Annotated in this window: 25 protein-coding genes; 16 read left to right on the top strand and 9 right to left on the bottom strand. The window is 70.9% G+C overall.

Going from position 1 to position 26302, the window contains the following annotated elements; genetic code table 11:
• The first annotated feature begins 27 nt into the window (after window positions 1-27).
• Complete coding sequence (locus OHN74_RS36550) at window positions 28-447, top strand: TOBE domain-containing protein (protein ID WP_327698846.1); 420 nt, start codon at window positions 28-30, stop codon at window positions 445-447.
• Between the two features lie 158 nt (window positions 448-605).
• Here OHN74_RS36550 and OHN74_RS36545 read toward each other — a convergent pair whose 3' ends face one another.
• From OHN74_RS36545 to OHN74_RS36530, 4 genes are all read right to left on the bottom strand, one after another.
• The gene (locus tag OHN74_RS36545) at window positions 606-1742 is read right to left on the bottom strand and encodes a C40 family peptidase (protein WP_327698845.1); all 1137 of its coding nucleotides are present in this window, start codon (window positions 1740-1742) and stop codon (window positions 606-608) included.
• Window positions 1743-1846: 104 nt separating this feature from the next.
• Window positions 1847-2377: an RNA polymerase sigma factor gene (locus OHN74_RS36540; protein WP_371663825.1), complete on the bottom strand. Its 531-nt coding sequence runs from the start codon at window positions 2375-2377 to the stop codon at window positions 1847-1849.
• Between the two features lie 68 nt (window positions 2378-2445).
• Entirely contained in the window at window positions 2446-3111 is a 666-nt protein-coding gene (locus OHN74_RS36535; RefSeq protein ID WP_327698843.1) for a M15 family metallopeptidase, read from the bottom strand.
• An 81-nt stretch (window positions 3112-3192) separates the two neighbouring features.
• Window positions 3193-6294: an AfsR/SARP family transcriptional regulator gene (locus OHN74_RS36530; protein ID WP_327698842.1), complete on the bottom strand. Its 3102-nt coding sequence runs from the start codon at window positions 6292-6294 to the stop codon at window positions 3193-3195.
• A 388-nt stretch (window positions 6295-6682) separates the two neighbouring features.
• Here OHN74_RS36530 and OHN74_RS36525 point away from each other — a divergent pair, with 388 nt between their 5' ends.
• The 10 genes from OHN74_RS36525 (at window position 6683) to OHN74_RS36480 (ending at window position 15100) form a co-directional block, all read left to right on the top strand.
• Window positions 6683-7576, top strand: coding sequence for a hypothetical protein (locus OHN74_RS36525; RefSeq protein ID WP_327698841.1), 894 nt, complete (start codon window positions 6683-6685; stop codon window positions 7574-7576).
• A gap of 98 nt (window positions 7577-7674) precedes the next feature.
• Complete coding sequence (locus OHN74_RS36520; protein ID WP_327698840.1) at window positions 7675-8133, top strand: hypothetical protein; 459 nt, start codon at window positions 7675-7677, stop codon at window positions 8131-8133.
• A 208-nt stretch (window positions 8134-8341) separates the two neighbouring features.
• Window positions 8342-9406, top strand: coding sequence for an aromatic ring-hydroxylating dioxygenase subunit alpha (locus OHN74_RS36515; protein WP_327698839.1), 1065 nt, complete (start codon window positions 8342-8344; stop codon window positions 9404-9406).
• Complete coding sequence (locus tag OHN74_RS36510; protein ID WP_327698838.1) at window positions 9403-9603, top strand: hypothetical protein; 201 nt, start codon at window positions 9403-9405, stop codon at window positions 9601-9603. The genes OHN74_RS36515 and OHN74_RS36510 overlap by 4 nt, the downstream gene beginning before the upstream one ends.
• The gene (locus OHN74_RS36505; protein WP_327698837.1) at window positions 9600-10535 is read left to right on the top strand and encodes a PDR/VanB family oxidoreductase; all 936 of its coding nucleotides are present in this window, start codon (window positions 9600-9602) and stop codon (window positions 10533-10535) included. Before OHN74_RS36510 ends, OHN74_RS36505 begins: the two co-directional genes overlap by 4 nt.
• A gap of 63 nt (window positions 10536-10598) precedes the next feature.
• Window positions 10599-11492 (top strand): IS982 family transposase, encoded by an 894-nt coding sequence (locus OHN74_RS36500; protein WP_327694926.1) that lies wholly within the window; start codon window positions 10599-10601, stop codon window positions 11490-11492.
• Window positions 11493-11725: 233 nt separating this feature from the next.
• Window positions 11726-12697, top strand: a complete 972-nt coding sequence (locus OHN74_RS36495; protein ID WP_327698836.1) for an ABC transporter substrate-binding protein — start codon at window positions 11726-11728, stop codon at window positions 12695-12697.
• Window positions 12694-13467, top strand: coding sequence for an ABC transporter permease (locus tag OHN74_RS36490; protein ID WP_327698835.1), 774 nt, complete (start codon window positions 12694-12696; stop codon window positions 13465-13467). Before OHN74_RS36495 ends, OHN74_RS36490 begins: the two co-directional genes overlap by 4 nt.
• Window positions 13464-14243: an ABC transporter permease gene (locus OHN74_RS36485; protein ID WP_327698834.1), complete on the top strand. Its 780-nt coding sequence runs from the start codon at window positions 13464-13466 to the stop codon at window positions 14241-14243. Before OHN74_RS36490 ends, OHN74_RS36485 begins: the two co-directional genes overlap by 4 nt.
• A 26-nt stretch (window positions 14244-14269) precedes the next feature.
• Window positions 14270-15100 carry an ABC transporter ATP-binding protein gene (locus OHN74_RS36480; protein WP_327698833.1) on the top strand — a complete coding sequence of 277 codons (831 nt, stop codon included), beginning with the start codon at window positions 14270-14272 and terminating at the stop codon, window positions 15098-15100.
• A 72-nt stretch (window positions 15101-15172) separates the two neighbouring features.
• Here OHN74_RS36480 and OHN74_RS36475 read toward each other — a convergent pair whose 3' ends face one another.
• Entirely contained in the window at window positions 15173-15844 is a 672-nt protein-coding gene (locus OHN74_RS36475) for an MmyB family transcriptional regulator (protein ID WP_327698832.1), read from the bottom strand.
• A 277-nt stretch (window positions 15845-16121) separates the two neighbouring features.
• Between OHN74_RS36475 and OHN74_RS36470 the strand changes: the two genes are divergently transcribed.
• Genes OHN74_RS36470 through OHN74_RS36460 form a run of 3 tightly spaced genes read left to right on the top strand, consistent with a single transcriptional unit; the run spans window position 16122 to window position 18536 of the window.
• On the top strand, window positions 16122-16778 hold the full coding sequence (locus tag OHN74_RS36470) for a helix-turn-helix domain-containing protein (RefSeq protein ID WP_327698831.1): 657 nt from the start codon (window positions 16122-16124) through the stop codon (window positions 16776-16778).
• Between the two features lie 32 nt (window positions 16779-16810).
• Window positions 16811-17338, top strand: a complete 528-nt coding sequence (locus OHN74_RS36465) for a toxin-antitoxin system, toxin component (RefSeq protein WP_327700393.1) — start codon at window positions 16811-16813, stop codon at window positions 17336-17338.
• A gap of 13 nt (window positions 17339-17351) precedes the next feature.
• On the top strand, window positions 17352-18536 hold the full coding sequence (locus OHN74_RS36460; RefSeq protein ID WP_327698830.1) for an MAB_1171c family putative transporter: 1185 nt from the start codon (window positions 17352-17354) through the stop codon (window positions 18534-18536).
• A 68-nt stretch (window positions 18537-18604) separates the two neighbouring features.
• On the opposite strand, the gene OHN74_RS36455 is transcribed toward OHN74_RS36460, so the two are convergent.
• Window positions 18605-19615, bottom strand: a complete 1011-nt coding sequence (locus OHN74_RS36455) for an alpha/beta fold hydrolase (protein WP_327698829.1) — start codon at window positions 19613-19615, stop codon at window positions 18605-18607.
• Between the two features lie 215 nt (window positions 19616-19830).
• Here OHN74_RS36455 and OHN74_RS36450 point away from each other — a divergent pair, with 215 nt between their 5' ends.
• Window positions 19831-20058, top strand: a complete 228-nt coding sequence (locus OHN74_RS36450) for a hypothetical protein (protein WP_327698828.1) — start codon at window positions 19831-19833, stop codon at window positions 20056-20058.
• On the opposite strand, the gene OHN74_RS36445 is transcribed toward OHN74_RS36450, so the two are convergent.
• Window positions 20033-20761, bottom strand: coding sequence for a 4'-phosphopantetheinyl transferase family protein (locus OHN74_RS36445; protein ID WP_327698827.1), 729 nt, complete (start codon window positions 20759-20761; stop codon window positions 20033-20035). The two genes, OHN74_RS36450 and OHN74_RS36445, sit on opposite strands and share 26 nt — an antisense overlap.
• Window positions 20709-21617, bottom strand: coding sequence for a metallophosphoesterase family protein (locus tag OHN74_RS36440; RefSeq protein ID WP_327698826.1), 909 nt, complete (start codon window positions 21615-21617; stop codon window positions 20709-20711). Before OHN74_RS36440 ends, OHN74_RS36445 begins: the two co-directional genes overlap by 53 nt.
• Window positions 21618-21981: 364 nt before the next feature.
• Between OHN74_RS36440 and OHN74_RS36435 the strand changes: the two genes are divergently transcribed.
• Window positions 21982-23139: an ATP-grasp domain-containing protein gene (locus tag OHN74_RS36435; RefSeq protein ID WP_327698825.1), complete on the top strand. Its 1158-nt coding sequence runs from the start codon at window positions 21982-21984 to the stop codon at window positions 23137-23139.
• A gap of 92 nt (window positions 23140-23231) precedes the next feature.
• Here OHN74_RS36435 and OHN74_RS36430 read toward each other — a convergent pair whose 3' ends face one another.
• Window positions 23232-26276 carry an alpha-mannosidase gene (locus OHN74_RS36430; RefSeq protein WP_327698824.1) on the bottom strand — a complete coding sequence of 1015 codons (3045 nt, stop codon included), beginning with the start codon at window positions 26274-26276 and terminating at the stop codon, window positions 23232-23234.
• Window positions 26277-26302 lie beyond the last annotated feature (26 nt).

The raw sequence follows: 26302 nt of genomic DNA, 5'->3' as shown, positions 1-26302 counted from the left end.
ACCTTCTTCCCTGTGAGGCGTTCCGCCATGAGCCTGAGCATCCGCAACCAGATTCCCGGCACCGTCATCGCCGTCACCACCGGAGAGGTCATGGCCACCGTCAAGGTCCGCCTCGACGCCGGTCAGGAGATCACCGCCGCGATCACACGGGAATCCGTCAGGGATCTGGGGCTCGCCGAGGGCACGGCCGTACGCGCGTTGATCAAGTCCACGGAGGTCTCGCTCGCCACCGCCGCCGTCGAGGGCGTGTCCATCCGCAACCAACTCCCCGGTACGGTCGCCGACATCACCACGGGTGCTGCCATGGCGTCCGTCAAGGTCACCGTCGCGGGCGGCACGCTCACGGCCGCGATCACCGCGGACGCCGTGCACGACCTGGGCCTGGCGGCCGGTTCACCCGTGGTCGCGCTGATCAAGTCCACCGAGATCTCCCTCGCGACCAGGTGAGCGCCCGCAACCGCCGAGGAGTGCGTGCCGTACCGGCCCACGGCCGTGCACCTTAGTGGTGACTGCCGTCCACAACGTCCTCCCCGGACGTCGGCGCCCTGTCCGGGGCCGCCGGAGACAGACCGGCCTCCGGCGGCCCCGAACAGGGTGTCTGCGTGTCAGCAGGTCGGCACGCCGGGCAGCCAGGCCGCTCCCTTGATGTAGATGTTCGTCATCCACGAACCGTTCGTCAGCTTGGACCAGGCGTCATTGGTGTAGCCCTCGGCCGTCACTTCCTGGGCGTGCGCCTGGCAGACCACGTTGACCGTGGTGGGCTGCGCGAAGTAGTCGACCACACCGGCGTTGACGTTCGGCTCGCTGTGCGTACGCACCCCCGTGCCCCAGGTCTGGAACGGCTTGCTGCCGCTCGACGGCGGCGGGGTGGTGCTGCCGCCGCAGTCCGGGATGCCGGGCAGCGAGGCCGGGCCCTTGATGTAGATGTTCGTCAGCCAGGAACCGTCGGCCAGCTTCGACCAGATGTCGTTGGTGTAGCCCTCGGCGGTGACGCTCTCCGCGTGTTGCTGGCACTGGACCGACACCTGGGTCGGTCCGGCGAAGGTGTCCACCACGGACCCGCGCACGCTCGGCGTCTCGTGGGTACGCACCCCGGTGCCCCAGGTCTCGAAGGTCGTGCCGCCGTTCGCGGGCGGCGGAGTGGGAGTGCCCGACCCGTTGATCCGGATCGCGCCCGCGTAGTCGCCACCGGTGCGTACGGGCGTGGCCCGGATGTGGGTGCCCGACTCGTACGCCTCGACCATCTGGCCGCCGCCCAGGTACATGGCGACGTGATGGACATGTCCGCTGCCCCAGAACATCAGGTCACCCGGCAGCAGCGGGGCGCTGCCCTGCGAGGCCGAGAAGCGGGCCGAGGCCTGCGAGCTGTGGAACTGGTCGTCGGCGGTGCCGTTGAGCAGGTCCTTACCGGTGGCCTGGGCGTACGCGTAGCGCATCAGGCCGGAGCAGTCGAAGCCCTTGCGCTCGCCGTCGTGGAGGCTGTCGGGGTCCGAGCCGTCGTAGTAGCCGTAGCTGGCGCCCGGCGTTGCCGCGTGCCCGCCGCCCCAGCTGTACCAGACGCCGATCTGCGAACAGGCGGCGTTCACGGCCGCCTGGGCGGTGGCCGAGGCACCCGGTGCGAGGACGCCGCAGGTGGCCTCCGCCGCGGCGTGGGCCGGAGCGGAGAAGAACGCGGACAGGGCGAGGACCGAGGCCCCCAGAAGCGCGCCGCTGGTCCGACGACGCGTGCTGCTGATCTTCAAGGAACTCTTCCTTCTGGTGGGTGCCGTCACCGGCCGGGCCGGGGACGGCGGTGGTGGTGGACGTACCGTGCCGCTCCCCACCCCCGTGGGGGGAGCGGCACGAATCAGTGACCGAGCACGTCGCGCATCTTGGCGAGGCCCCGCATCCGGTTGCGCTGCACGGTTCCCCGGTGGGCGCCGAGCCGTTCACCGGCCGTGTCGTGGCTGAGGCCCTCCAGGTCCACGAGGATCACCGCCGCCGCCTCCTTCTCGGAGAGCACACCCAGCAGCGCCCGCGTGGTCTCGGACGCCTCGTAGGAGGCCAGCCCGCCGTCCCAGCCGGTTTCGGGAAGGCGGTCGGTGACCTGCTCGCGGCGGGAAGGGCGCTGCCAGGAGTCGCGGAGCAGGTTCAGGGCGACGGTGCAGGTGTAGGCGTACGGGTGCTGCTGGTGCGTCAGGTTCTCGGCCCGGGCCCGCCGGGACAGCCGTAGGTAGGTCTCCTGCACCAGGTCGTCGGCGTCGTGCGGGTTGCCCGTCAGGGCCAGCAGCCGTCGGCGCAGCCGGGGCATGTCCGCAGCGAAAGAGGCGTCGAAGTCCTTCGGGCTCATCCGGTCGCCGTTCTCGCGCGGCGGTGGCGGGCAGGCGGAGGTGGTCATGTTCAAGGCGGTTCCCCTCGGTCGTACGCGCGGTCGTACGGTCGTCCTGTGTCACGCCCGGTGGCTGGTCAGGCCGTCGGGCAGGGCGGCGCGGCGGGGCCGTAGCGGGCGGCCGGTTCCCGGCGCAGCAGCGCCCAGTACCGGTCTCCGTACGACCAGTGCCACCATTCGGTCGGGTAGTTGACGAAGCCGGCCGCGCCCAGGGCCTGGCCCATCAGGGCCCGGTTGGCGCGCGCCTCGGCGCTGATGCCGGGCGCCTCCGTGCGGCAGGCGCCCTCGCTCTCCGCCGGGGTCTCGTTGACCTCCGTGCCCAGCGCCAGTTCCCTGCCGTCCTGGTCGCACAGGGTCAGGTCGACGGCCCCGCCGCTGACGTGCGGTGCCACCTCCGGCGGGGAGATGTACGCGCTCGCCAGCTCGCGGATCCGCTCGGGCGACGCGTCGGGGTGCGCCCGGCGCATGGTCTGCGCGTACTGCTCGAAGTACCGCCGCTGCAGATCGGGCGGCCGGTACCCCTCCACCACCAGGAACCTGACCCCGGCCGGCAGCAGACGCTGGGCCCGCACGAGTCGGCGCAGCACACCGGATCGGAGATGGGCGTAGTGGCCGTCGTCGTCGGCCTGCCGGTGGTCGAGCCACAGGTGGCCCGTTCCACGCAGGTCGACCAGCGACTCACCGCAGTCGTCCTCCGTGACCGCGGCGACCCGGGCGTCCGAGAGCGTGATGATCTCTGTCACGTACACAGCGTCGCGGACACCCCTGCAGATGCTCTGCAAGTTGCCTGCAAGGGTCCCACCAGGACTTCTGCAGCCTGGTGACTACTCGGCGACCGCCACCGGTTCCGGCGACCCGCCGCAGTCCAACTCCCGGAAGACACGCAGTGCTTCGGCCCTCGCCGACCGCGCCGCCGCCTCGTCGCCCTGCGCCTCCCACACCTCGGCGAGATCCCGGACCGTACGCGCCCGCCACAGCGGCAGCCGCAGGGTCTGCCAGGCCGACAGCGCCTGCTCCAGCGGCTCCCGGGCGCGGCCGGGATCACCGGCCGCCAGATGCAACTCGCCCAGGGTGCGCAGGACGAGGGCCTCGCCGAACCTGTCCTGGCGTTCACGGGCGACGCCCAGGCACCGGCCGAGCCGCGCCCGTGCCTCGTCGAGGCGGCCCAGTCGCAACTCCGTCTTGGCCAGCGACTGTTCGGTGTACATCACCCCGAACGTGTCCCGCAGGCCGTTGAAGATCCGCAGCGCCTGGTGCAGCACCCGCTCGGCGTCCTCGAACTCGTCCTCGGCCCGGTGGCACAGGGCCAGTGAGCGCAGGGTCAACGCCTCACCGTGCCGGTCGCCCTCCGCGCGGTACAGCTCCAGCGCCCGTGTGAGCACCTGGCGGGCCTGCTCGCCGCGCCCCTGTTCCCGGTGCACATGACCGATGCCGTACAGCACCCGGGCGCGGGCGCCCCGCTCGGCCGGCTCCCCGTACAGCGCGAGCGCCGCGTTCAGCAGCTCCAACGCCTCGGCGTACCCGGCCTGTTCGCGGCGGGCCGTGCCCATTCCGGCAAGCGCGAGCGCCTCGCCCCCGGGCACATCGCCGCGTGCCTCGAACAGCCGCAGGGCCTTGGCGAAGTAGGCGTACGACTCCTCGAACTCGTCCTGCTCGTACCGCAGTTGCCCCAACCCCGCGAGCAGCCAGGCCTCGCCCTCGCCGTCCCCGCTGCGGTGCACCGCGGCCATGGCCGCCGCGTGCGAACGGGACCAGGCGTCGAACTGGTTGTACAGCGCGGCCGAACTCGCGATCAGCGCCCCGGCCAGATCGCGGGCGGCCCGGTCCATACCGTTGTCGGCGCAGTACTCCACCGCTGCGAGCAGACAGGCCTGCTCGGCGGCGAACCAGGACGCGGGGCGCTCGAGCAGCTCCTCCTCCGTCTCCGCGTCGAGAGGCCGTACGGCTGCGGGCTCGGGGAAGTACCGGCCGGCCGCACCCGGACCCCGGGCGGCCGCCGTCCTGGCCAGTCCCAGCCAGGAGGCCACCAGCCGCAGCACGGCCGCGCCGCGCTCCTCGGCGCTCTCCTCGGACAGACACCGTTCACGAGCGTGCTCGCGGGCCAGGTCATGGATGCGGTACCGGCTGCGCCCCGTGTCGTCGACGCCGATCACGTCGATGAAGTGGCAGTCCACCAGCCGCTCCACCGCCTCCTCGGCTTCCGGCGTGCCGATGTCCAGCAGCGGGGCGGCGATCCAGGCGGCGAAGTCCGGCAGATCGAGCAGGGCCAACCGGCGCAGCGCCCGCCGCTCCGGCAGGTCCAGGTCGGCGTATCCGAGCTCAAGGCTGGTGCGCAACTCCAGGTCCCCGGCGCGCAGTTCGTTGAGCCGGCTGCGCTCGTCACGCAGTCGCCGGGCGAGCCGTCCGGGCGCCCAGTGCGGGCGGGCCGCCAGCCGGGCGCCGGCGATGCGCACCGCCAGCGGCAGCCGCCCGCACAGCGCGACGATCTCGGCGGCCCCCTCCGGCTCGGCCTCGGTACGATCCGGGCCGGCGACGCGGCGCAGCAGTTCGAGTGCCTCCGCCTGGTCGGGCACGGCCAGGTCCAGGTGGGCGGCGCCCTCCAGCGCCACCAGCCGGCGTCGGCTCGTGACGAGTACCGCACAGCCGGGGCCGGGCGGCAGCAGCGGCCGTACATGCGCCTCGCCGGCCGCGTTGTCCAGGATCAGCAGGACGCGCCGGGGCCCGATGTGTGTGCGATACAGCCCTGTCAGCTCCTCGACGGAGGTCGGCAGGGTCTCGGGGTCGGCACCCATGGCGCGCAGCAGCCTGGCGAGGGCGTCGGCGGGCTGCAGCGGAGCGGTGTCCCCCGCGCGCAGGTCCACGAACAGGCGGCCGTCCGGGAAGAGCGCGGACATCCTGTGGCCCACGTGTACGGCGAGCGCGGTCTTGCCTGTTCCGGACCGGCCGGAGAGCACCCCGATCGGTGAGGCGGTGCGGCCGTCCTCGTCGACCTTGCCCAGCAGCGAGGCGGCCCAGTCGATCTGCTCGGAGCGGCCCACGAAGTCGGCGATGTCCGGCGGGAGATGGGACGGCGCGGGCCTCGCGGGGGCGCCGGAGACGTGACCGGTGGCGCCCGACGGCTGCTTCGGGAGCCCTGCCGGCTCCCGCCCCGTGCTCTGCGGGCCGGCGGTGCCCGACAGCTTCGCGTCGTCGGTCAGTACCGCCTGGTGCAGCGACCGCAGCCGGGGCCCGGGATCGATGCCCAGCTCCTCGCGCAGGATCGCGCGGCCCTCCTGGTAGGTGCGCAGGGCGTCGGAGACCCGGCCTGCGCGATACAGGGCGGTCATCAGCTGGCCGCGTGGCCGCTCCCGCAGGGGGTGGGCGGCAACGTGCGCGAGGAGGGGCGCGATCGTCCGGTCCGGGCCGCCCAGGTCCAGCTGCAGGGCGAAGGACTCCTCCTGGGCGATGAGCCGCAGCTCCGCCAGCCGGGCGGCCTCGATCCGGGCGAACGACTGGCCGAGCCCTTCCAGCGCCTCCGGGCCGCGCCACAGCCCCAGCGCCTCGGACAGCAGGTCGGCGGCCTCCTCGGGCCGGCCCGCTGCGGCCGAGGACCGGCCCGAGGCGAGGAGATCCTCGAAACGGCGGGCGTCGATCTGGGACGGTTCGAGGTCGGCGACGTATCCGGGTGGCCGCGTCCGGACGACTGTGGCCGGCGTGACCCTGGCCAGCGCACGCCGTACGGCGGAGACATGGGTGGCCACCAGGGCGCCTGCGGTGGCCGGCGCCTGCTCGTCCCAGACGCAGTCCACGAGCCGCTCGGTGGAGAGCACCTCGCCGAGGTGGACGACCAGCGCCGACAGGACCGCGAGGGGTCTGACACCGCCGAGCGGAGCCCGCCGGTCGCCCTCCCAGACCTCGACCGGCCCGAGCAGGCGTACTTCGAACATCGCTCCCCGATCGCCGTACCGTCCGCCCCGCGGGACACGGCAAGGATATCGGCGATCACTCTCATGACAGGGCGGCGGCCGGGCAGCGGTGTCCGGATCCGATCGGTGCGGCCGACCGGTACCGACCCCCGGCAACCTCCCGGTGGACAACAGATGTCGGCCGCACTCTCGCCGGCGGGCGAACCCCCTTGCCGCCATTGCCGGTTGGCTGGATGCCGACGTTCGGTGAGTCCGGTCCCGTGCAGGAACGACGGCTCTCGTGGCGCCCTCGTATGACCGCCGGAGAAAGAAAAAATCCTCCGGTCCAAGGGCATACGGATGCGGCCCGTGAGGCGTCAACGGCTCGAAAGCAACACGTTCGTTCGAGAAGAGCCCCGGGAGGCGCCCCATGCACCGCTGGACCCTGGCCCTGCTGACCGCCGGCCTGCTGGCCACGACGGCCACCGGCTGCGTGGGCGGCGCCGCTGCCGACCCCGGCGCCGCCGCCGACGTCGGCACGCACCGGGCCGAGGGCGCACCGCGGGAGACGCTGCAGCTCGCCGAACAGCTCCTCATCAAGGAGTGCATGGAGAAGCAGGGGCACAAATTCTGGGTCGAGCCTCCCCAGTCCGACAACGTCTCGACGCGGTTCCCCTACGTCGTGGACGACCCGGCGTGGGCGAGGGCGCACGGCTACGGCACCGATCTGCGGCTCGCCGAGGACGCCGAGGCCCGGCGCGACCCCAACCAGCGGTACTTCCGTTCCATGCCGGCGAAGACCAGGTCCGTCCTGGTGAGCGCCCTCAACGGGGCGCAGCCGGAAGGGCTCTCGGTCCGGCTGCCCAACGGCATGCAGGTCACCCACAGCGACCAGGGCTGCCAGGCCACCGCCCAACGGCAGCTGTACTCCGACCTCCAGGCCTGGTTCCGGGCCACCCGGGTCACCCGCAGCCTGGGCGACATGCGCGTCGGTCTCGTGTCGAACGACAAGCGCTACCGGGCGGCCCTCAAGCCATGGGCGCGCTGCATGCGCGAGCAGGGCTACACCTACGCCGGCCCCGCGCCGGCCCGTGCCGCGGCCACCCAGTCGCAAACGCCGTGGCCGCGCGCCAAGGAGATCCGGCTCGCCTCGGCCGAGGCGAGCTGCGCCGCCTCCAGCGGTCTGTCGTCCGTGGCGAAGTCCCTGGACGCCCAGTACCGCGACGAGCTGCGGCGACGCTATCCCCGGGAGTCGGCCGATCTCGCGCGCCTCCAGCGCGAGGCGCTGCCCCGAGCCCGCGCGATCGTCGCACGCGGCGACTGAGCCCGGCCCGCTCCCCCACAGACCACCACGGCCGCGAGCCGTGGTCGCACCACCCCGTTCACCCAGCTCACATCTCTGACAACGAAGCGAGGATCATCATGTCCGTCAAGCGTCTCGTCACCGTCGCGGCCTCGGCCGTCGCCGTCGCCGCCCTCTTCTCCCCGCTCTCCAGCGCCAGCGCACTGGACACGGGATCCCAGGGGACCAAGACCGCCCGGCTCGCCTCCGGGGACGGCTTCCTCCACGTCTACACCCAGCCGTACGGCGGCGGCCGGGAGTGCAAGTGGGAAGGCAACTCCGACAACTGGGGCAGCTGCCGCAATCTGACCTCCGACATCTGGAACAACGGCTACGAGGGCGGCAACGACGCGGTCGACCTGTACACCGCCCCCAACGGCGGCGGCGCGCACGCCTGCATCGACCAGGGTGACCGCTGGATCGACACCACCACCAACAAGTACCACTTCACGTACGGCGCGGGCCTGGAAGGATTCGGTGCCAGCGTCAACAACAACATCTCCTCGCACCGCTGGGTCAACTACTGCAGCCAGCACTGAGGATCCGCCGAGCACGCCCCGGCACGCCCGCTCACGGGTGCGCCGGGGCGCTCCCGGCAGCTTTCGGACCGATGCCGTGACCAGGCCTTTCGTGGAAGTTCTTCCGCCTGGCAGAAGCCTCCTTGCCGAGCCGCCCGTGGTGTCACGACCCTGTTCACAACCACGGCACGCGGGGCGACGGCGCCCCGCCGACAGGGACGGACTCTCCATGCCTCACACCACCGCCTTCGCCAGGAACCAGTGGTACGTCGCCGCCTACAGCCACGAGGTGGGGCGGGAGCTGCTCGGCCGGACGGTCCTCGGTGAACCCCTCGTGTTCTACCGCACCGAGGACGAGGGAACGCCCATCGCCCTCGCCGACCGCTGTGTGCACCGGCGCTACCCGCTCTCCGAGAGTGGCCTGGACGGCGACCGGATCGTGTGCGGTTACCACGGCTTCACCTACGACACCACGGGTACGTGCGTGTACGTGCCCGGGCAGAAACGCATCCCGCGCACCGCCCGTGTCGCCTCCTACCCGGTGGTCGAGCAGGACGCCCTGATCTGGGTGTGGATAGGCGACCCGGCCCTCGCCGACGCCGACACCATTCCGCGGGCCCGGCACCTCGACTCCCCCGGCTGGGTCACCGTCAAGGGCATGGAGCCGATCGACGCCGACTACGGGCTGCTCGTCGACAACCTCCTCGACCTCTCCCACGAGACCTATCTGCACGGCGGCTACATCGGTACCCCCGAGGTCGCCGAGACGCCGATCAACACAGAGGTCGACGAGGGCGCGGGCATCGTCCGGGTGAGCCGGCACATGGACGACGCCGAGTGCCCGCCGTTCTACGCCAGGTCGACCGGCATCGAGGGGCGGATCACCCGCTGGCAGGACATCGAGTACCACGCGCCGTGCCTGTATCTGCTGCACAGCCGGATCGCGCCGGTGGGTGTCCTGCCCGAGGCCGACGGCAGCGACCCGAACGGTTTCCACACCGAGATCACGTACGCCATCACACCGTCGGCCGACGGGAAGGTGTACGACTTCTGGATGGTCTCGCGCGACTGGGCCACGGACGACGACGAGGTCACCGAGTTCCTGCGGGGCAACAACCACACCGTGGTCATGCAGGACGTCGACGCGCTCAACCTCCTTCAGCGGACGCTGGGTTCGGAGCGGTCCGGGTATCAGGAGCTGAGCATCAACATCGACACCGGTGGTCTCGCCGCCCGCCGGATCCTCGCCCGGCTGGTCGAGGAGGGCGACAAGCCCGTGGAGAAGGTCCTGTGAGCGGCAGGCCCCTCTCCGAAACACCACGCGAGATCTACCGCATCGCCTGGCTGCCCGGCACGGACGTCCTGCACGGCACCTGCCACTGCGGCCGTGAGCACAGCTCGCAGGACCCCATCGAGATGTGGGAGTGGATGCTCGCCCATCCGCAGGGACACGAACCGCAGGCCGACCAGGGGCAAGGAAGCAGCCGATGAGCGTGTACGAAGCCGAACTCGTCGTCGAGCGGCGGGAGTCGGCCGCCGACGGTGTGCTGACGCTCGTCCTGCGGCATCCGCTGGGCGAGGAACTGCCGGGCTGGGAGCCGGGCGCGCATGTCGATGTCGTGCTCGGGCCGGAGCTGGAGCGGCAGTACTCACTGTGCGGCGACCCCGCCGACCGGTCGGCATGGCGGATCGCGGTACTGCGCGAGCCGGACGGACGCGGCGGATCGGCCTATGTGCACGGGCAGTTGAAGCTCGGGGACAAGGTGCGGGTACGCGGGCCCCGGAACCACTTCGCCCTCAGGCCGGCGCCCCGCTACCGCTTCGTCGCGGGCGGTATCGGCATCACCCCGATCCTGCCGATGCTCGCCGCCGCCGAGGCCGCGGGCGCCGAGTGGACGCTGCTGTACGGCGGGCGCACCCGTAACTCCATGGCGTTCACCGAGGAGTTGGGGCGGTACGGGGACAAGGTCACGTTCGCTCCGCAGGACGAGACCGGACTCCTGGACCTCGACGCGGAGATCGGGCGGCTGCCGGAAGGCACCCTTGTCTACTGCTGCGGGCCCGGGGCCCTTCTCGACGCGGTCGAGTCGGTCTGCCCGGCCGGTGCGCTGCACGTCGAGCGGTTCGCACCCAAGGCCCAACAGGTCGGCGCGGACAGCGAGTTCGAGGTCGTCCTGCAGCGCAGTGGTCGTACGCTGACCGTGCCCGTCGAGGTGTCCGTGCTGGACGCCGTGCGCGGCGCCGGGGTCGAGGTGCTCTTCTCGTGCACCGAGGGCACGTGCGGCACCTGTGAGACGGACGTGCTCGAAGGCACCCCGGACCACCGGGACTCGGTGCTGACGGACGAGGAACGGGAGGCGGGCGAGACGATGCTCATCTGTGTGTCCCGGTGCCGTGGTCCACGGCTCGTCCTCGACCTCTAGACGAGTCATTCCGAATGCTGACGGTGTGTCCGGGAACGCAGACAGGGCGTCCAAGATCGTTGTGTGACGAACAACCTGGACGCCCTGCTGACCGCACTGTACGTGAAGATCGACGACGAGATCGGGGGTACCCGGTGGCTGGGCCGGCCGCCGCGGCTGACGGATTCCGAGCTTGTCTGCCTCGCTGTCGCGCAGGCGTTGCTGGGCTTCACCTCGGAGTCGCGGTGGCTGCGGTTCGTGGACTCCCGCCTGGGCGGGATGTTCCCGTACGTGCCCAGGCAGCCGGGCTGGAACAAGCGGCTGCGGGCTGCGTTGCCGTTGGTCAAGAAGGCGATACGGCTGCTGGCCGTCGATACGGACTTCTGGTTCGACAACCACTGGATCGTCGACTCGACGCCGGTGGAGTGCGGTCGCTCGCGTCCGACGGTGAAGCGGTCGGACATGGCCGGCTGGGCCGGATACGGGTACTGCGCCAGTCACAGCCGGTTCTTCTGGGGCCTGCGCCTGTTCCTGGTGTGCACCCCGACCGGGATGCCGATCCTGTGGGCTCTGGCGACCCCGAAGTTGGATGAGCGCGAGGTACTGACCGCGATGCTCGACCGCGAACCCGAGACGGTCACGAACCGGCCGGGGCTGCTGGTGATCTCCGACAAGGGTTTCGCTTCCAGGGAGTTCGAGGCCGATCTGGCCCTGAGGGGCGCTGAGTTGCTGCGGCCGTCGTTCAAGCGCGAGAAGAAACGCAAGGGCGAGTCCCTGCTGAAGTCGGTGCGGCAGTTGATCGAGTCGGTCAACGACACCCTCAAGGGCCAGCTCGACCTGGAACAGCACGGCGGCCGGACCTTCGAAGGCGTCGCCGTCCGCGTCGCCCAGCGCGTCCTCGCGATGGCTGCTGCGATCTGGCACAACCACAAGACCGGCCAGCCGGTCCTACGATCCCTCATCGCCTACGACCACTGATCACATCGGAATGACTCGTCTAGCGCCACCGTGAGAGCCACCATCTCGCCGTCCCGGTCCGCACCGGGGCGGCGACTCACAGGGCAAAGGCATTGACCCTGCTTCACCCGGGGCTTTACGTTCCCGCTGAGAACGCCTGAGAACAACTGAGCACGTCTGTGCTGTCCGCGCACAACTCGCCACCACCTGGCACAACCTGTCGGAGTACCTCGATCGGTCCCACAGGAGGAGTCTTGCGTCGTCTGTTCACCGGTCTCACGGCCGTCACGCTCCTGGTCACCGCGACGGCCTGTGGTTCGTCGGGCGGTTCCGGTTCGTCGGGCGGCACCACGCCGTCCGGCGGCACCACCACTCTCAAGGTCGGCATCATCCCCATCGTCGATGTCGCGCCTCTCTATCTCGGCCAGCAGAAGGGCTTCTTCAGCGAGCGCGGGCTCAAGCTGTCCCTGACCCTCGCGCAGGGCGGCGCGGCGATCGTGCCGGGTGTCGTCAGCGGGCAGTTCCAGTTCGGCTTCAGCAACGTGACGTCGCTGATGATCGCCCAGTCCAACAGCGTGCCCGTCAAGGCAGTCGCCAACGGCATCGCGTCGACCGGCGTGCAGGGCAAGGACTTCAGCGCCCTCACCGTGAAGAAGGACAGTCCGATCAAGTCGGCGAAGGAGCTGGAGGGCAAGAAGGTCGCCGTCAACACCCTGAAGAACATCAACGAGACGTCGGTGCGCGAGTCGGTGCGCAAGGCGGGCGGCGACCCGGACAAGGTGACGTTCGTCGAGCTGGCCTTCGACCAGATGCCCGCCGCCCTCGACAGCGGTCAGATCGACGCGGCCCAGGTCGTCGAGCCTGCCCTCGCGACCGTCAAGAGCCAGGGCGGCCGTGAGATCGCCTCGCCGCTGGTGGACGTCGCGCCCGACTGCACCGTCGCGATGTACTTCACCTCGACCCGGTACGCCCAGCAGAACCCGGAGTTGGTGAAGAAGTTCCAGGAGGCGACCGCCGAGTCCCTCGCGTACGCCGACGCCCACCCGGACGAGGCCCGCCAGGCCGTGACGACGTACACCAAGATCCCGGCGGACGTGCTGGCGAAGGTGACCCTGCCGAAGTGGCCGGCCGAGGCGAACCGCGCCTCGATCGAGGCACTGGAGAAGCTGGGTGAGGCGGACGGTCTCTTCAAACAGTCCCCCGACCTGGACAAGCTGCTGCCGTGAGGGGGGCGAACGCCTTGCTCGGCGCGACCGGGCTCGCGGTTTTCCTCGCCCTGGGCGAGGCGGTGCCGCGGCTCGGTCTCGTCAAGGAGGCGTACTTCCCGCCCGTCGCCCGGATCGCCGGCGCCCTCGGCGACGAACTGTCCGACGACACGTTCTGGACGGCGCTCGGCGACACGCTCACCGGCTGGGCGCTGGGGCTGGCGGTCGCGGTGGGCGCCGGCATCGTCGTCGGGGTCGTCGTGTCGGTCGTGCCGTATCTGCGCGAGGCCACGGCGTCGACGATCGAGTTCCTGCGCCCGATCCCGTCGGTCGCGCTGATCCCGCTCGCCGTCCTCCTGTACGGCAGCGAACTGCGCTCGGTCCTCCTCCTCGTCGTCTACGCGGCCTTCTGGCAGGTGCTCGTCCAGGTCCTCCACGGCATCCAGGACCTCGACCCGGTCGCGGACGAGACGGCCCGCTCGTACGGTCTCGGCACCTGGGCACGGATCCGCCATGTGCTGTGGCCGACCGCCCTGCCGTACGTCATGACGGGGGTGCGCCTCGCCGCTGCCGTGGCGCTGATCCTCACGGTCACCGCCGAACTGGTCATCGGCGCACCGGGGTTGGGCGCGCGCATCGCCGTCGCCCAGAACTCGCAGGCGGTGCCGGAGATGTACGCGCTCATCGTGGTCACGGGGCTGCTCGGCCTGGTCATCAACGTGGGCGCCCGTACGGTGGAACGGCGGGCGCTGGCCTGGCACCAGTCGGTGCGCGGGGAGGTGACGGTGTGAGGCGGATCCTGCTCCGCCTGCTCTTCGTGGTCACCCTGCCCCTCGTCCTGCTCGGGCTCTGGTGGCTGGCCTCGGACGGCAGCACGAACCCCTTCTGGCCGCCCCTGCGGACGATCCTCACGACCTTCCCCGACGTCTGGACCGCAGAGCGGCTGCGCGCCGACGTGCTGCCCAGCGTGTGGCGGCTGTCCGCCGGGTACGCGGTGGCGGCCGTCCTCGGTGTGGTCCTCGGCACGGTCATCGGGTCCTACCGGCGGGTGCGGGCCCTGTGCGAACCGGTGCTGGAGTTCCTGCGGGCGATCCCGGCGCCGGTGCTGATCCCCGTCATCATGCTGTTCGCGGGCATCGACGACACCATGAAGATCACGGTGATCGCGAGCGGCTGCGTCTGGCCGGTCCTCCTCAACACCGTCGAGGGGGTGCGCGCTGTCGACCCGGTGATGGCCGAGACGGCACGTTCGTACCGGATCACGGGCGCCGCCCGGCTGCGTAACGTGGTGCTGCGCTCGGCGAGCCCGCAGATCTTCGCGGGGCTGCGCCAGGCGCTGTCCGTCGCGATCATCCTGATGGTCATCAGCGAGATGTTCGCCGCCAGCAACGGGCTCGGGTTCACCGTCGTGCAGTTCCAACGCGGCTTCGCCATACCCGACATGTGGACCGGGATCCTCGTCCTGGGGCTGCTGGGCTTCGTCCTGTCCGTCGTCTTCCAGCTGGTCGAGCGGCGCGTGCTCGGCTGGTACCACGGCCTGCGTGCCTCGGCCCGGCGGTCGCCGTGAACCTCGTGAACGTGAAAGGGCGGTCCATGGGCTCGCTTCTCGATGTATCCGGCCTCAACAAGCTCTACGAGGGTTCGGGCCGCCGGGTCGAGGCGGTGCGGGACCTCACCTTCACCGTCGAGACAGGCGAACTCGTGTGTCTGGTCGGGCCGTCGGGGTGCGGCAAGACGACGCTGCTGAAGTGCATGGGCGGTCTCCTGGCGCCGACGGCGGGCCGAGTGACGCTCGCGGGGCGGGTGGTGGACGGCCCACCGCCCGGGATGGCGTTCGTCTTCCAGGAGTACGGCCGCAGCCTCTTCCCCTGGATGCGCGTCGGCGACAACGTCGAACTCCCGCTCAGGCAGAAGAACCTGACCAAGGCGCGCCGCCGCGAACTGGTCGCGGACGCGCTGCACTCGGTGGGCCTCGCGGACGCCGCCGGGGCCTACCCCTGGCAACTGTCCGGCGGTATGCAGCAGCGGGTCGCGATCGCCCGCGCGCTCGCCTACGAGCCCGACGTGCTGCTGATGGACGAGCCGTTCGCCGCGGTCGACGCCCAGACGCGCGCCGATCTGGAGGACCTCGTGCGGGGCCTGTGGCGGGAGCGCGGGATGACGATCCTGTTCGTCACGCACGACATCGACGAGGCGGTGTACCTCGGTCAGCGGGTGATCGTCCTGTCCGCGTCCCCGACCGTCGTCAAGGAGGAGCTGAAGATCGATCTGCCGGACGAGCGCGACCAGTTGCACACCCGGGTCGCCCCGCGCTTCGCCGAACTGCGCACGCATGTGTACGAGCAGATCCAGGCGGCCAAGCGCGGAACACCGGCGCCGGACCCGGCGGACAGGATCGGGGACAGGACGGAAGGCGGGACCTGAGACGGTGAAAGGGCGGTGGCCCCGGTGCCCTCGACGACCTGAACGCCGAGGGTTCCGGGGCCAGGTCCCGTCTCACGCCTCCGGGGCCGGCACCACACTCAGGTGGCTCGCCGAGCGCCTCGGGCGGCGTGGTCCGCGCGGGGCGTCCGCCGGGCGCCGCGTCTCGCGGAACACCAGCGTCAGCCTCGTATAGCCCATGTCCTCAAGGGACTTGGGGGTCTCGCCCACGACGCGGCACTCGGTGGCACCCCAGCGCGGGTCGGGGTGCAGCAGCGGGCGTACGGCCCCGTCGTGCTGGACGGCCTCCGCGCCGACCGCCCGGATCCAGTGCGGCAGGCCCTGCCGGTAGGCGGCCTCCATGATCGGGTCCTGGGCGATGTCCCGGCGGATGGCCTGGAGGCCGCGGTCCTGGGCGTGCCGCTCCATGGCGGCGGCGAAGTGCGCCAGCATCGGCAGGCACCAGCTCGACTCGTGCTCGCCGAGGACCGTGCCCGCGTCCGGATGGAAGAGGACGAAACGGAGGAAGTTGTCGCCGGGCATGGCCGTGGGATGCGGGCCGACGGCGCGGAAAAGTGTCTCGAACCCGGTGTTGGAGAGAACCACGTCCCAGCGGTGGTCGAGGACCACGGACGGGAAGGTCACGGCCTCCAGAAGCGTGGCGTAGTCCCGCAGGTACGCCTGGGCCTCGGGCCCCTCGGGGACGGGCCGCGGCGCCGGCCGCTGCCCTCCTGCCTGAAATGCCATCGGGAGGTCACCCCTCTTGCCTATGCGGCCTTCACGCGGCGCCCTGATCCTGCTGCCCTGGGACGAGCCGTGTCAACTATCGTGGCATTTCATGCCTGTTGACGGCTGAATCTGGCCACAGCTGTGGCGAGAGCTGGATGTCAGTTCGAACAACCCGCTACTCTCTCCGGGCAGTTCACGGCAACCGACGAAGCCGTGGACGAGGACGTGACAGATGTACGCACAGTCACAGAGATCCAGAGACTCGAAGATCCAGAAGACGGTAGGAGACCTGTCGGTGACGGATGGCTACGAGGTTCCGGGCGCCACGGCGACGGTTCTGCTGTCCGCCGTCGTGGCCCGGGTCACCGCACTCGCGGACCGGCTGGGCGTGTCGCACGCCGAGGTCTTCCACACCGGGCGGCTCTCCGCCGCGTCCGGCGTCCCGGAGAGCGTCGTCAAGGCACTGCTGAGCGGGCAGAGCGCCGGCGAACCCGATCTCCAGGCCCGTTTCCTTCAGCGGCTGGGCCTGCTGCGCCGTACCCGGCTCAAACCGAACGGCCGCAAGTACACGCAGCAGGAGATCGCCGACGGGGCCGGCATGTCGCGCCAGCAGGCGGGCGCCCTCATCAACGGCGACCGGCGCCCCACCATGGAGCACTGCGACGCCATCCAGCGCTTCTTCAGAGTGCACGCGGGTTTTCTCACCGCGGCCGACCCCGAGGCGCTCGCGGGCGCCCTCCAGCGCTGTGAACAGGAGCTTCTCCAGCAACTCGCCGACCGTGAGCGCGAGGCGGCGAAAGCCGCCGACGACCCGCTGGAACGGCTGCTGCAGGACCACGGCGTCCGCGGAATCGCCTGGCGGGCCGCGCAGCTGCCCTCCGACCAGCACCGCGACAAGGTCGCCGAATGGCTGGACATGCTCCTGGAGAGCGTCAAGCGGCCGGAGTCGTGATCCGAGGGATGACTGTGAACATCGGCAAGGAAATGCGCCGCCTGTGCGGCGAGTTGGTGACCGAGCTGAGGCTCCCGGCGCCGGCGGAACCCGCCGACCTCTATGCCGCGCTGTGCGACGCCATGAGCAGGCGCCGCGGCCGTCCCGTCGTGTTCCGCGCGGCTCCCTTCCCACCCGGCACGGCCAGCGGACTGTGGCTCGACATGGCCGAGCAGGACCTGATCGTGGTCGAGGAACGCACCGCGCCCGACCACCAGTTGGTGATCCTGGGGCACGAACTGTGGCACATGCAGGCCGGGCACTGCGGCCACCACGTCGAGGGCGCCGCGGTCGCCGCCCGGCTGCTCAGCGACACCGCGGACCTCCAGGACACGGTCCGCAAGGTGGCCGCCCGCACCCGCTCCGACCTCGCCGACGAGCGCGAAGCCGAGAGCTTCGGCCTGCTGCTGGCCAGCAAGTGCCGTACGTGGCTCGCCGGTTCGGCGCGCCGGCCGGTCCGGCGCGACCAGCTCGCGGGCCGGATCGAGGCCTCCCTGGGCTATCGCGGGCCGCAGAGCTGAGGCGGCGCCCGCCGTGAACGACTCCAGCTACTACGTGCCGTCCGCCGCGATGGTGATCGTCCTTCTCCTCAAGGGCCGGGCGGTGCTGCGCGCCTGGCGCGATCCGCTGCTGCGGTCGGTGTACGCGCTGCTCCTGCTGTCCGTGCTGGTGTTCTTCTTCGCGGCCCCGCCGACCATCGCGTGGGTCAACCGCGTCACCGCCGTCCCGAACTTCTCGGCGCCGCTCGTGTACTGCCTGCTGAGCGCCTTCAGCGCCTCCTGTCTGGTGCTGATCATCAACTGGCGCGGCGGTCCGCCCGAGGCCACCCGGCGCGCCTCGCGCCGCTGGATCGCCGGTTACGCGGTGGTGATCGTGGCGACGGGCGTCCTGTTCGCCCTCGGGGACGCGCCCGAACAGCGCCTGCGCGACTTCGACACGCACTACGCCAACACGCCCTTCATCCGCGAGATGATCGTGCTGTATCTCGTCGCGCTCACGGTCTCGAACATCGCGATGAACATGGTGTGCTGGCCGTGGGCGCTGCAGGTGCACGGCTGGCTGCGGGTCGGTCTGCTCGTCATCGTGGCCGGCTTCTTCTGCAACATCGCCTTCGCGGCCACCAAGCTGACGGCCGTCGTCGCCCGCTGGAACGGCGAGAACCTCGACCATCTGAGCACCTATGTCGCCCCCGCGATGGCCGCCGCGGCCGAGGTCGTCACCGCGGCCGGCTTCTGCATCCCGCTGGCCTTCCAGCGCGTCGGGGACGTGTGGACCACCTGGTCGACGTACCGCCGTCTCAGCCCGCTGTGGCGGGAGCTCGCCCCCTTGTCGGACCACGGCGACCGCGCGGTCAGGATCGCCTGGTGGTCCCCGGCCGAACTCCAGGTCACCCAACGGGAGTCCGACATCCACGACGGCATGCTCAGCCTGTACCCGTACTTCGACCCGACCGTCCGGGCAAGGGCCTACGACGCGGCCCGCACCGCGGGCTCCTCCCCCGAGGCCGCGCGGGCCGAGGCGGACGCGGCCATGGTGACAGCGGCCTTACGGGCCCGCGCGGCAGATCCCGAGGGCACGGTCATCAGCGCGGCGGCGGCAGAGAACGACGGCCCCCCGTCGCCGGCCGAGGGCCCGCGCGACCTGGTGGCCATGTCCCACGCCCTGCGCCGGTCCCCGGTGGTCGCGGCGGTACGAGAAGGAGCGGTGGCCCGGCAGTAGAGGCTGCGCCGCCGTTGTCGGGGCGCGGGGAACTGCGCGACGAGCCAGGACGGCGCCGCAGCCGAAATCTAGGTCGCGCTGCGCTCACTGACCTCACGCAACGCCTGTTCCACCACCTGCCCCGGCCGCCCGTCGATCAACAACTCGCGCCAGTGCTCCCGGCTCCAGTCGGCCGGCGCGCTTCCCCCCGTGAACTCCTCCACCAGCGCCACGAACCGCGTCGGGTCGCTGTGGAACGGGAAATGCCCCGCCCCCTCGAAAATCTCCAGCCGGCTCCCCGGCATCGCCTCGTGCGCCCCGTACGCGTGCCGCACCGGCACCACGCTGTCCCGGTCCCCCCACAGCAGCATCGTCGGCATGCCCTCGGTGAGGTAGCACCGGTCGAGCATGGTCACCACCTGCCCCCGCCAGTCGACCACCGCGCGCAACGTACGGATGAAGGCGTTGCGCGAGGTCTCGTCGGGCAACGCGTCGACCAGAGTCAGCAACTCGGGTGCGTCCCGCCCAAGATCGGTGTCCAGCAGCTTCATCAGCCCCACTACGAGCCCTACTTGGAGCCGCATTCCGGGCAACCGCAGTGCGGAGAGCGCGAGATGGGCGCCGGGCAGTGAGACCGCGCGCAGGACAGGGTTGACCTCGCGGCCCACGCCGCCCGCACTGACCAGGATGAGCCGCTCGGTGCGCTCGGGGAACTGGTAGGCGAACTGCATGGCCACCCCGCCGCCGAGGGAGTGTCCGACGAGCGTCGCGGACTCGATGCCGAGAGTGGTCAGCAGATCGCGCACACCGTTGGCGTAGGCGGCCACCGAGTAGTCCGCGCGCGGCTTGTCGGAGGCACCGTGGCCCAGCAGGTCGGGGGCGATCACCGTGTGGCTGCGGGCGAGGTCCGGGATCAGCTCGGCCCAGGTCGCCGAGGAGTCCCCGATGCCGTGGATCAGTACGAGGGCGGGACCCTCGCCGGCCATGCGGAAGGCCCGGCGGTAGCCGTGCACGACGCGGTAGCGCAGTTCCAGTTCACCGTCGCCGACCGGTCGCAGCCGTACGGCGCGTGCCGGTCCGTGCCGCGGGATGTCCGTCACACCGCTCGCCTCCCCGCTTCCTGTGCCCCGAGCTTCTTGCCGAAAACGCTTCCCCTTCAGCGTAGAACCCCATTCCCACAAGGCGTTTCGAGGAGGTTTCGCGTCCGCTAACCGAGCGAATCGACGTGGACCGCGACGGGATTGTCAGTGGCGGGCGGCAAGCTGGGAGGTGCAGGCATGAGCAGAGATGACGCCGACATGGGGAGAGCCGTCCGATGCCGACCGCCGTACTGACCGACCGTGAGCGCGCCGCCGTACAGGCCTACTTGCGGCTGCTGCACACCGTCCGCGCAGCCTTCGACGTACCGCCGGGCAGCCACCGACCGCCCGTCGTGCCGCCCGCCGTCCTCGCCGAGGCGGAGGCGGCCCTGGCGGAGGCCGGTCTGACGGGCACCGAGGAGAGGTTCTTCCGGTTGCTCAGACAGGCCGGTGCGACACACTGACCGCCGTCGCCAGCAGCCCGTGCCGCACGGTCCAGCGCCCGTCGAAGTACCGGAGTTCCCGGCCGTCGACGACCGGTCCGGGCACCAGCAGACGGGCCCGGAAGGTGCCGCTCGGGTGCGGGCCGGGACCGGCGGTGAACTCGATGTCGGCCTCACTGAAGTCCAGCCACTTGCCGGTGAGCGGGAACCACGCCTTGTAGACCGATTCCTTGGCGCTGAACAGCAGCCGGTCCCAGTGCACACGGTGTCCGTGCGTGCCGGGGCCGTCCGCCGTCAGTGCGCGCAGGTGCGCCAGTTCCGTGGGCAGCGACACGGAGCCGAGGACGCCCTCGGGCAGCGGCTCGTGCGGTTCGGCGTCGATGCCGATCGAGGCCAGGTCGGTGGCGCGGACCAGTGCGGCGGCGCAGTAGCCCTCGCAGTGGGTCATGCTGCCGACCAGGCCGGCCGGCCACCGCGGGGCGCCCCGCTCACCGGGCAGCACGGGCTGCGGCGACACGCCGAGCTTCTCCATGGCCCGGCGGGCACACACACGGACGAGGGTGAACTCGCGGACGCGCTTGGGCACCGCCCGGCTCACGAGCTCCTGTTCCTCGGGGTACAGCGTCGCGACGCCGAGCCCGCCGGCGCCGTACTCTCCGTCGGCCGTCTCGTCACCGTACGTTTCCACGGCCACCACCGTGGCCGGAAGCAGCTCCTCGATCACCGGGTCCGACCTCCATCGGCAGTATGCGGCGCAGCCTTCCCGGATCTCCCGGGCGTTTCCGCCATTCGCGGGGGTAGCCCACTGACACTTCTTCGAAGCGGACGCCCTCGTGCCAGGTGGTCCGAGGGATGTGCAGATGACCGTAGACCATGGTCGTGACACGGAACCGGCGGTGCCAGTCGGCGGTCAGCGTGGTGCCGCACCACATGGCGAACTCGGGGTGCCACAGCACGTCCGTCGGATGCCGGTCCAGCGGATAGTGGTTGACGAGCACCGTCGGCAGGTCCTCGGGCAGCTCGGCCAGCCGCCGCTCCGTCCGGGCCACCCGGGCCCGGCACCAGGCCTCACGGGTCGGGTAGGGGTCCGGGTGCAGGAGGTACTCGTCGGTGCAGACGATGCCCGTGCTCTGCGCGTACGCGAGCCCCTCCTCCTTGGTCGCGCAGCCCTGCGGCAGGAAGGAGTAGTCGTAGAGGAGGAAGAGCGGCGCGACGGCGACGGGGCCACCGGGGCCCTCCCACACGGGGTACGGATCCTCGGGCGTCGTCACACCCAGCTCGCGGCACAGGTCGACCAGGTGTTCGTAGCGGGCGACTCCGCGCAGGGTGACCGGGTCCTTGGGGTGGGTCCACAGCTCGTGGTTGCCGGGTGCCCAGATCACCTTGCGGAAGCGGCCGGCGAGGGTTTCGAGGACCCAGCGGATGTCGGCCACCGACTCCGACACGTCGCCGGCGACCAGAAGCCAGTCGTCGTCCGTCTCCGGGCGCATCTGTTCGACCAGGGCGCGGTTCTCCGCGTAGCCGATGTGCAGATCACTGATCGCCAGCAGCTGTCCGGCACCACCGGCCGTCGTCTCCACCCCAGCCCCTTCCGCGTCCGAACTCCGCCCTCGCGGGCGCACGTTCGGACCAACAAGAACACATCCCCGACAGCCGGACAAGTACGGCTCCCGGCCCTCCTTCCGCCCCTCCGGCGCAGCTCACCGGGCGGGCCGAAGATCATTACAGGCGGCCACTGGGGGTGCGCAAGACAACACACGGGGTACTGCTGTCAATTCCGTAACACGCGCGTAGCAGGAACAGGGTCTGCGGAGCCTTATGATCGCCTCAACACTTCCGCCAAAACCCGGTTCGCACCCGGGCGGCTTGTCGTGTTCCCAACTCTCCCCTGGCCGGGCTCGGCCTTGCTCCGCCGTGCCCGTGAACCTTGAAAGGTGGCCCTGCATGGTCTCTCGCGTACGCGTCTGGCTCAACCGCACGTACGCGGAGAACGTGTTCTTCGTGGAACAGCTGCGGAGAAATCCCAGCGACCGCGCGGTCGAGATCCACGCCACCCACGGGGACGCCGACTCTCCCGTCCTGGCCGCCGCCGACACCGCCGCCATGGAGCCCGAGGGCCTGTCCCCCGCCGCGTACGTGGAGTACGCGCTCGACCAGTGCGACCGCCGTGAGATCGACGTGTTCGTGCCGCGCCTGCACCAGGACGCGATCGTCGAGCACCGCGCGGACTTCGAGGCCGTCGGCACCAAGCTCCTCGCGCCGACGCCCGAGGCGGTGGCCGTCTTCCAGGACAAGGCGACCGCGTACCAGGCCGTCGAGGCGGTCGGTGTTCCGACGCCGCCGTGGTGGCGGGTGCGCAGCGCCGACGAACTCCTCGTCGCCGTCGATCAGTTGGAGGCCGACGGTCACAAGGCGTGCTTCAAGCCGGCGGCCGGCGCGGGCGGCGTGGGATTCCGCGTGATCACGCGCGCCCCCTTCTCGATGTCGCACCTCAACGGGTTCCCCACCCCCTACGTCCAGTTGGACATGGTCCTCGACGTGCTGCGGAACACCGACGAGGACGTCGACTGGCTGGTGATGCCCCGTCTGGAGCAGCCGGAGGTGTCCGTCGACTGCCTCACCGGCCCCGACTCGCGCATCCGGATGGCGATCGGCCGCACCAAGAACGGCCGACGGCGCGGCTTCACCCTCGACGAGGCCTGGCTGGAGCCCGCGCGGCTCATCGCCGAGGGCTTCGGGCTGCACCACCTGAGCAACATCCAGTTCCGGATGTACGAGGACCGGCCGGTCCTGATGGACGTCAACACGCGTCCGGCCGGCGGTCTGCACCAGCTCTCGCTGTGCGGTATCAACGCCCCTTGGGCGGCAGTGCAGTTGGCGCTCGGTGAGGACCCGGGCGACCTGGTGCCGCCGTTCCTCGGCCAGGACTACGCGGTGATCTCCGCACCGCGCCCGGTACGCACGGTGTCGGCACCCGCGGACGAGGTCCCGGCGCCCACGTCCACGCTGTCCGCCGTACCGGCGCCGGCAGCCGTCGAGGAGCCGGTCACGGAAGCGGCGGCGGGGGCATCCGCGGGCGCCCCGGCGACGGCCACCGCATGACCCTCTTCCCGGGGGTCGGCTGCACGGGCTGAGCCACCGGCGAACACGTGACGATGGGGCCCGGCCGTTCGGCCGGGCCCCATCGTCGTCCGTCAGCCGCGCGTCAGCCGCAGCGTCTGCACCTCGAACGGCCGCAGTGTCACCGGCACCGAGTCACCGTCCGTCCGCGCCTCGGACAGCGGACGCTCCAGCAGGTCGGTGATCCTGGCGCCCGCCAGCGGGAACCCGGTGCACAGCGCGCCCTCCGCCCGGCCGCCGCGCGACTCGTAGAGGCGCACGACGACGTCGCCGGACGCGTCGTCGGCGAGCTTCACCGCCTCGATCGTCACACCGTCGCCGTCCGCCCACACGACCGGCTCCGGGGCGCCCGCGGCGTCCGCGACACGCAGCGGCAGGTTGAGGGAGTAGCCCTCGGCGACCGCGTCCTCGATGCTCGCACCGGGCAGCAGCGAGTACGTGAACCGGTGTTTGCCCTGGTCGGCGCCGGGGTCGGGGATGCGCGGGGCGCGCACCAGGGACAGCCGGACCGTGGTCGTCGTGCCGCCGTCCTCGCGGACCGTGCGGGAGACGTCGTGGCCGTACGTCGAGTCGTTGAGGACCGCGACGCCGTAGCCGGGCTCGGCGAGGTGCACCCAGCGGTGGCCGGAGACCTCGAAGCGGGCCGACTCCCAGGTGGTGTTGGTGTGCGTGGGCCGCTGGACGTGGCCGAACTGGATCTCCGCGCTGGAGTGGGCCGCGCGGATGTCCACCGGGAAGGCGGCCTTGAGGATCTTCTCGGCCTCGTGCCAGTCGATCTCCGTCTCGAAGTCGATCCGGGGGCTCCCGGCCCGCACGGTGATCGTCTGGACGATCTTCGAGCCCTTGCCGAACTCGCGCTCCACGCGGATGGCGCCCAGGAGCGGGTCCTCGTCGGTCACCGTGACGGAGGACGTCTCCAGCAGGTCCGTGTAGCGGTTCTGGTAGTGCTTGTCGATGTCCCAGGCGTCCCAGTAGTTCGGGAGGTCGGTGTGCAGGCGAAGCAAGTTGCCCTTGTCGGCGAGGACTTCGCGGTTCGCCTTCAGGTCGCGGACCGAGGCCAGCGTGCCGTCCTCGGCCAACTCCACGCGTACCAGGCCGTTGTCGAGGATCCGCCCGTCGGAGATCGTCACCGGCTGCGGAGGTTCGGCGACGGCCAGCGGGGCGCTGCCGCTCGCCGGGACCTCCACGTACATCGGGACGCCCGTCGAGGTGCGGACGACCTCGGACCGGTCGTACGGGCTGGTGTTGAAGGCGCGGGACTCACCGCCGCCGAGCGCGGCCACCGCCTCGGCGGTGATCGCCTCCAACTCCTCGGCCACGCGGGCGTATTCGGCCTCCGCCTCACGGTGCACCCAGGCGATGGACGAGCCCGGCAGGATGTCGTGGAACTGGTGCAGCAGGACCGTCTTCCAGAGGCGGTCCAGGTGCTCGTACGGATACGCGTAGCCCGGCGCGTGCAGTGCGGCCGTCGTCGCCCACAACTCGGCCTCGCGCAGCCTGTGTTCGCTGCGCCGGTTGCCCTGCTTCGTGCGGGCCTGGGAGGTGTACGTGGCCCGGTGCAGCTCCAGGTACAGTTCGCCGACCCAGACCGGGGCGTCGGGGTACTCCTCGCGGGCCTTGGCGAAGAACTCGTCGGGGTGCTCGATCTCGACCGTCGCCGAGCCCTCCAGGTCGGCGAGCCTGCGCGCCCGTTCCATGATCTCGCGGGTGGGGCCACCGCCGCCGTCGCCCCAGCCGAAGGGGGCCAGCGAGCGGTTGGCGACGCCCTTCTCCTGGTAGTTGCGCGTCGCGCGGGACATCTCCTCACCGCTGAAGCGGGCGTTGTAGGTGTCGACCGGCGGGAAGTGCGTGAAGATGCGGGTGCCGTCGATGCCCTCCCACCAGAAGGTGTGGTGGGGGAACTTGTTGGTCTGGTTCCAGGAGATCTTCTGGGTGAGGAACCAGTCGTTGCCGGCCAGCTTGGCGAGCTGCGGGTAGGCGGCGGTGTAGCCGAACGAGTCCGGCAGCCACACTCCCTTGGTCTCGACGCCGAAGTGCTCGATGAAGAACCGCTTGCCGTGGATGAGCTGGCGGGCCATGGCCTCGCCGCCGGGCAGGTTGCCGTCGGCCTCGACCCACATGCCGCCGACCGGCGCCCACTGGCCCTTCTTCACGGACTCCTGGATACGGGCCCAGACCTTGGGGTAGTTGTCGCGCACCCACTCGTACTGCTGGGCCTGCGAGCAGGCGAAGACGAAGTCCTCGTACTCGTCGGCCAGCGAGGTCACGTTGGAGAAGGTGCGGGACGTCTTGCGCTTGGTCTCGCGGATCGGCCACAGCCACGCCGAGTCGATGTGCGCGTGGCCGACGCCCGAGATCTTGTGGGCGCTGGCGTTGGCCGGCTTGGCCAGCGTGGGCGCCAGGGCCGCCCGTACCGCCGCCGCCGAACCGGCCACGTCGTCCAGGTCCAGCAGGTCCAGGGCGCGGTCCAGGGCGTGCGTGATCTCGTGGCGGCGCGGGTCGTGCTCGCCCAGCTCCAGCATCAGCTCGCGCAGCACCTGGACGTCGAGGTCGAGGTGGAAGACCTCCTCGTCGAGGATGGCGAGGTCGGCGCGCTGGAAGGTGTAGATCGGCTTGTCGCCGGCGGTGAGGATGTCACCCATGGGGGTGATCTTGGAGAAGTTGGCGGCGAGGATGTCCGGGTTGGAGGCCGCCTCGACGAGGTAGTCGATCTCCTCGCCGCCCGTGGCGGGGTTGACGATCGGCACGTACTGGTTGAGCGGGTTGACCGCCTTCAGCGGGGTGCCGTCGGTGAGGTGGACCAGGGCCTCGGCCTGGTTGCCGGGCCAGTCGCCGACGAAACCGAGGTCGATGACCGCCTCGACGCGCCGGCCGGCCCACTCGGCGGGCACCTGTCCGCGCATCCGGAACCAGGTGGTGCCCCAGGGCGGACCCCAGAGGGTGTCCATGGCGAAGGGCGTGTACGACGCCGCCGCCGCCTCCTCGAAGGAGACCGGCTCGCCCGGCGCCTGCCAGGCCTCGACCTCCAAGGGAACCGTGGCCGCGTAGATCGCCGCCTTGATCCGCTGGTCGTGGAGACGCTGGACGCGCTCCTCGATCCGCCGGCGTTCGTCGTGCATGAGAAGTCTCCAGACCAGATTCGAGC

Origin of the sequence: Streptomyces sp. NBC_00459 (assembly GCF_036013955.1) — a bacterium.
Lineage (GTDB): Bacteria > Actinomycetota > Actinomycetes > Streptomycetales > Streptomycetaceae > Streptomyces.
This window is presented reverse-complemented; position numbering and strand designations above follow the sequence as displayed.